Annotated in this window: 6 protein-coding genes; 4 read left to right on the forward strand and 2 right to left on the reverse strand. The window is 75.1% G+C overall.

Annotation, left to right across the window (positions count from 1 at the left end):
- The coding region (locus tag HUW36_RS25600) for a LysR family transcriptional regulator (RefSeq protein WP_246248322.1) at positions 1-322 on the reverse strand (322 nt) is incomplete at its 3' end.
- Between HUW36_RS25600 and HUW36_RS25605 the strand changes: the two genes are divergently transcribed.
- Both HUW36_RS25605 and HUW36_RS25610 read left to right on the forward strand, forming a co-directional pair.
- On the forward strand, positions 301-1,380 hold the full coding sequence (locus HUW36_RS25605) for an FAD-dependent oxidoreductase (RefSeq protein ID WP_343044364.1): 1,080 nt from the start codon (positions 301-303) through the stop codon (positions 1,378-1,380). The two genes, HUW36_RS25600 and HUW36_RS25605, sit on opposite strands and share 22 nt — an antisense overlap.
- A 66-nt stretch (positions 1,381-1,446) precedes the next feature.
- Positions 1,447-1,968 carry a hypothetical protein gene (locus tag HUW36_RS25610; RefSeq protein ID WP_174530496.1) on the forward strand — a complete coding sequence of 174 codons (522 nt, stop codon included), beginning with the start codon at positions 1,447-1,449 and terminating at the stop codon, positions 1,966-1,968.
- A 19-nt stretch (positions 1,969-1,987) separates the two neighbouring features.
- Here the strand turns inward: HUW36_RS25610 and HUW36_RS25615 are convergent, their stop codons facing one another.
- Positions 1,988-2,692, reverse strand: coding sequence for a hypothetical protein (locus tag HUW36_RS25615; protein WP_174530497.1), 705 nt, complete (start codon positions 2,690-2,692; stop codon positions 1,988-1,990).
- Positions 2,693-2,941: 249 nt separating this feature from the next.
- Here HUW36_RS25615 and HUW36_RS25620 point away from each other — a divergent pair, with 249 nt between their 5' ends.
- Together HUW36_RS25620 and surE are read left to right on the forward strand one after the other, a co-directional pair.
- Positions 2,942-3,883 carry a 1-phosphofructokinase family hexose kinase gene (locus HUW36_RS25620; protein ID WP_246248323.1) on the forward strand — a complete coding sequence of 314 codons (942 nt, stop codon included), beginning with the start codon at positions 2,942-2,944 and terminating at the stop codon, positions 3,881-3,883.
- Positions 3,873-4,703: a 5'/3'-nucleotidase SurE gene (surE, locus tag HUW36_RS25625; protein WP_174530498.1), complete on the forward strand. Its 831-nt coding sequence runs from the start codon at positions 3,873-3,875 to the stop codon at positions 4,701-4,703. The genes HUW36_RS25620 and surE overlap by 11 nt, the downstream gene beginning before the upstream one ends.
- Positions 4,704-4,843: the final 140 nt, after the last annotated feature.

Raw genomic sequence — 4,843 nt, forward strand, 5'->3', positions numbered from 1 at the left:
ACCGGGTGTACGCCAGCCGCAGCCGCCCGCCCCGGCCGCGTACCAGGTCCTGGATGCGGGCGGTCGCGGCGTCCACGTCGGCGAGCATCCGGGCGGCCTCGTCGGCGACCCGGGCGCCCACCTCGGTCAGCGTGCAGCCCCGGCTGGTGCGGTGCGCCAGCGGCACGCCGAGCTGCCGCTCCAGGGCGCGGATCTGCTGGCTGAGCGCGGGTTGGGCGATGCGCAGGCGGGCCGCCGCGCGGGTGAAGTGCAGTTCCTCGGCGAGCACCACGAAGGAACGCAACCGGCGCAGGTCCGACCATGCGCCCGGGGTATCCGCCACGCCGTCATCATAAGTGCCGCTTATCGCCGGCTCCCCGATCCGTCTTGGACCTGACGCCCGTCGGGCGGCCACCATCGGCGCAACACCCACGGTACGGACGACGGGAGCGGACGATGACGGCAGCGGACGTGGTGGTGGTCGGCGGCGGGGTGATCGGGATGACGACGGCGGTCACCCTCCAGCGGCGGGGCGCCCGGGTCACCGTGCTGACCGCGCACGACCCGGCGGACCTCGTGTCCACGGTGGCCGCCGCGGTCTGGTACCCGAGCCACACCGACGAGGATCCCCGGGTGCTGCGGTGGGCCCGGGACACCCACGCCGCGTTGCGTCGCCAGGCGGCCGACGGCGTGCCGGGGGTGGTCGACCGGCCCACCCGGATGTGGCTGCGCCGCCCGTACCACGGGCCGCCGTGGTGGGCGGACGCCTGCGGCGACCTGGTGGCCGAGCCGGCGCGGCCCCCGTACACCGCGTTGCTGCGCTTCACCGCACCGACGGTGGAGATGAACCGCTACCTGACCTGGCTGCACCGGCAGGTGGAGAACGGTGGCGGGCGGGTCGTCCGCCGCGCGGTGGGGGCGCTCGCCGAGGCGTACCAGGTCGCACCGGTCGTGGTCAACGCGACAGGCCTGGCCGCCGGCCGGCTCGCCGACGACCCGGCGGTCCATCCGGCCCGCGGGCACGTCCTGCTGGTGGCGAACCCCGGCCTGACCGTCTCGGTACGCGACGAGGACGACCCGGCCGGCGTCACCTACGTGCACCCGCGCCGCCACGACGTGGTGCTCGGCGGCACCTACGAACCGGGGGTGGGGCACACCCGGCCCGACCCGGAGGCGGCGGCGGCGATCCGGCGCCGGTGCGTGGCGCTGGTGCCCCAACTGGCCGACGCGCCGGTGCTGGGGGAGCGGATCGGGCTGCGCCCGGTGCGGCACGGCGGGCCACGGGTCGAGGTCGACCCGGCGCACGGGCGGCTGGTGCACGCGTACGGGCACGGCGGGGCGGGGGTCACGCTGTCCTGGGGGTGCGCGGCCGAGGTGGCGGACCTGGCCCTGAGCGTCTGACCAAGCGGTGGCGCCGAGACGGGTGGCGGGCCACCGCGGACCGCGAGCGGACGCTAACCTCGGCCGGTGCTCGCCCGCCGTGCCGCCCTGGCCGCCATCGCCGCCCTGACGACCGTCCACATCGCGTACACGGTCGTCGCGCTCTCGAACTACAGCTTCCGGATCGGCCTGGTCACCCACGACGGCGCCGGCTTCGTGGCGGAGCTGCTCAACCACCTGGTGCCACTGCGTGAGCTGCTGCCCGCCATGGTCGGCCTGCTGCTGCTCACGCTGCTCGTCACGGTCGCCGCCGTCGGCACGTGGGCCGTCCGCCGGCCGGCCCGGACCGCCGAGGGTCGGTCGCCCGCGCCCGGGTGGACGGCCGCTGTCGCCGCGGTGCTCCTCAACCCGCTCGCGGTCGTGTGGTACGGGTTCACCTCGTCGAACGGTGCCGACCACATGCGTACCGTGCAGCCGGTGACCGTCCTGCTGATGGTCGCCGCCTGCGCGGTCACCGTCGTCGCCCTGGTGAACCTCGCCCGCACCGTCCGCCGGCCCGCCACGACGGTGCCCGGGTCGAGGCGACCGGACCCGGCCCGACGGTGGTGACGTCGGCGCCGGTGGGTGCTCACCGTTCGAGAACGGTGAGCCACTGCGCGGCGCGTGGACGGTAGCCGTGCCGCTCGAAGAGCCCGCGTACGATCGCCGGCACGTGCCCGGCACCGTAGACGACCGCCACGTCGATGCGTTGCGCCGACCGGGTACGGATCAGCTCGGACAACGCGGCGAGCAGCCGCTCGTCGCGTTCGCCGCCGAACGCGCGCTCGGCGTGCTCGGTGAACTCGTGGTCGGCGTACCGCTCGTCGGTGGGCGACGGCAGGTCACTCATCTCGATCTCGGGCGAGAGCAGCCGCCTGGTGCCGCCGAAGAACTGGATCACGGTCACGACCGGGATCATCAGCCACATCTGGAGGCGGTAGCGCAGCGGCATCGCCCGCCAGCCCCGGGCGAACTCCGTCGCCGTCACGTCCGGGTGGAGCACCTCGACGCCGAGAGACGCGTACGGAATGGGATCGGTCACCAGGCCGGAGCGCCGGTTGGCCGGCATGGCCCGGTAGGTGAGAGTCAATGCCGAGCCGAGAACCGACCGGCCGCTGACGCCCTCGACGACGAGCAGGTCGCACTCGCGGAGCCGCTCCGTCACCGCCGCGTAGAACCCCGGGCTCGCCACGTGGAGCATCGGGAACACCAGGAACTGCAACTGGCTGCCGGGACGGCGTAGGCGGAGTACGGCGGACCGGGTGCCGATGACGCTGTGTTCGATGATCTGCATGCCTGCCCCCGTGGCGTCGGCTGCTGTTGTCGGCAGGGTAGGGACGTCGGGCAACCCGTCGTGGGTGCGGGCGGGCGGCGGCGCGGCGTCGACCGGTCAGGAATCGAGAAGCTCTGGGCGGGGGCGCGGACCTCGCGTCTCCGGCAGAGGCGTCCCCGCCGGGAGGCCACCGGCGAGAGGCCACCGACCCGTGGACACGGGCACTGACCTGGGGGATTACCGGGGCCGGTCAGCGGGCATCACGGCCTGATGGACCAGAAGGTGATGGTGTTCGCCCCGGCCCCGTTGTTGACCGTGACCATCGAGCAGCAGGCCGGCGCGACCGAGCTGCACCTGCACCCGGGTGGGCAGGGGGTGTGGCAGACCCGGATGATCGCGGCGCTCGGCGTGCCGGTGACGATGTGCGTCGGTCTCGGCGGCGAGGTCGGCGACGCGGTCCGCAAGCTGCTCGACGACGAGGACGTGACGGTCCGCGTGGTGCGGCGGGAGTCGGGGACCGGCTGGTACGTGCACGACCGGCGCGACGGCGAGCGGACCGAGATCGCCGAGCATCCGGGCGCGCCGATGGTGCGCCACGACATCGACGAGCTGTACACCGTGACGCTGACCGAAGGGCTCCGCGCCCCGGTCAGCGTGCTCAGCGGTCCCGCCGACCCGCAGGTGGTGGACCCGGACATCTACCGCCGGCTCGCCGCCGACCTGAGCGCCAACGGTGGGACCGTGGTGGCGGACCTGTCCGGCCCGTACCTGGAGGCGGTGCTCGGCGGCGGCGTGACCGTGCTCAAGGTCAGCCACGAGGAACTGCTCGACGACGGGCTGGCCGAGGACGACGGTGTCGAGGCGCTGTGCGACGCCGGCCGCCGGTGCCAGGAGCGGGGCGCGAAGTTCGTCTTGATCAGTCGGGCCGGGGAACCCGCGCTGGCACTGCTCGACGGCGGTGAGGCGCTGCTGGTGCACGCGCCGCCGCTGGAGCTGGCCGACCACCGGGGCGCCGGCGACTCGATGACCGCGGGCGTGGCCGCGGTGCTGGCCCGGGGCGGTGACATGCGCGAGGCGTTGCACATCGGGGCCGCCGCCGGGGCGCTCAACGTGACCCGCCACGGGTTGGGCACCGGCCGGGCCGAGGCGGTACGGGAACTCGCCGGCCGGGTCCGGTTGACCCCGTTGGAGGGCGGCGACGATGACCGGTGACCGGCCGGCCCGGGTGCTGGTGACCAACGACGACGGCGTGCACGCCCCCGGTATCCGGGCGCTGGCCCGGGCCGCCCACGAGCGCGGGCTCGACGTGGTGGTCGCCGCGCCGCGGCACGAGGCGAGCGGGATGAGCGCGGCGCTGTCCGCGGTCACCGACGACGGGCGGCTGGTGTTCGGCGAGACCGAGCTGGACGGGCTGCCCGACGTGCCGGCGTACGCGGTGGCCGCGTCCCCGGCGTACATCGCGGTGCTGGCCGGGCTCGGCGTGTTCGGGCCGGCCCCGGACGTGCTGCTGTCCGGCATCAACCGGGGCGCCAACGCGGGCCACGCGATCCTGCACTCGGGCACCGTCGGCGCGGCGCTGACCGCAGGCAACAGCGGCATCCGGGCGTTGGCCGTCTCCCTGGACGTGCTCACCCCGGCGGCGGCGAGCGCGGGCAGCGGCGGCGCGGCGATCGCGGTGCTCGACACCGTGGACGACGAGGCCCGGCACTGGTCCACCGCCGCCGAGCTGGCCGCCACGCTGCTGCCCTGGCTGCTCGACGCCGACCCGGGCACGGTGCTCAACCTGAACGTGCCCGACCTGCCGGCCGACCAGGTGGCCGGGTTGCGGCAGGCGACGCTGGCCCCGTTCGGCCAGGTGCAGGTGTCCGTCGCCGAGCGTGGCGAGGGTTTCGTGCGCACGGCGGTGGAGGAGAACGCGGTGCGGGCCGTGCCCGGCACCGACCTGGCGTGGCTGGCCGACGGCTACGCCGCGGTGACCGCCGTGCGGGCGCTCGGCGACCTGCCCGAGGTGGAACTGCCGATCGAGACGTGAACGGCCCCGCCACCGTCGACAGGTGGCGGGGCCCAGGGGTCGGTCACTGGCCGGCGGCCCGCTCGCGGTCGGCCTCGGCGTCGGCGGCACCGACGGGCGTGCCGTCGCTGTCCCGGGTGGCCGCGGACAGGTCCACGTCG

Source organism: Micromonospora maritima, assembly GCF_902825405.1.
GTDB lineage: Bacteria > Actinomycetota > Actinomycetes > Mycobacteriales > Micromonosporaceae > Micromonospora > Micromonospora maritima.

Bases quoted from the DNA above. Each gene is read 5' to 3' on its own strand.
- HUW36_RS25605 (WP_343044364.1), top strand. From the start codon at position 301: ATGCGCCCGGGGTATCCGCCACGCCGTCATCATAAGTGCCGCTTATCG.
- HUW36_RS25620 (WP_246248323.1), top strand. From the start codon at position 2,942: ATGGACCAGAAGGTGATGGTGTTCGCCCCGGCCCCGTTGTTGACCGTG.
- HUW36_RS25615 (WP_174530497.1), bottom strand. From the start codon at position 2,692: ATGCAGATCATCGAACACAGCGTCATCGGCACCCGGTCCGCCGTACTC.
- surE (WP_174530498.1), top strand. From the start codon at position 3,873: ATGACCGGTGACCGGCCGGCCCGGGTGCTGGTGACCAACGACGACGGC.